Annotated in this window: 1 protein-coding gene; it reads right to left on the bottom strand. The window is 34.9% G+C overall.

Features of this window, described 5'->3' with window-relative positions:
• Window positions 1–225: 225 nt before the first annotated feature.
• Window positions 226–533, bottom strand: a 308-nt coding sequence (locus BTV99_RS12620; RefSeq protein WP_218607594.1) for a hypothetical protein, incomplete at its 5' end; no start/stop codon positions are given.

Here is a 533-nt window from a genome sequence, read left to right as displayed (position 1 = left end):
CTCATAAAAACACAATGGTAACATAAACAAATGACTAGAAAATGATTGAAAAAAATAATATTTAGGAAATAGAAGATAGTTCTGAGGGTTTATGATTATGGTAGAGAGGGAGTAGTAGACATCATATTCAATGATAATTATGAAATCTAGGTACCTTTTATAAGGCAGATATAGGTAATTTGACTCTTATGATGTTTAGCGAATTTGGAGGTCTTACCCGTATTATTAAAGTTGAAAGCGTTTCAAGTCAGGATATAACTGCCTAGTCAAATCATAAATCTCATCTTCTGCCGCAATACCTTTTTTATCAGGATTTGGATAAAGAGCAGCAGTAAGAATCAATCGAGGAAGCTGCAAATACTCAGCAAACACTCTCTCCAGCTCTTTTCTTAGAAATTCAAACCAAAAAGTAGTAATTTCTGCGGGTGTATGAGGGTCAGGTATCACATACGTAAATAAATCTGCATTAAGACAATACTGCATACGGAACGACGCTGCCATACGATCATGCAACCACTGCAAAGTTCTATGAT

It is taken from the genome of Psychrobacter sp. Rd 27.2, from assembly GCF_001921755.1.
Lineage (GTDB): Bacteria > Pseudomonadota > Gammaproteobacteria > Pseudomonadales > Moraxellaceae > Psychrobacter > Psychrobacter celer.
Note: the sequence above shows the minus strand (reverse complement) of the source record. Positions and strands in the feature narration are given on the sequence as shown.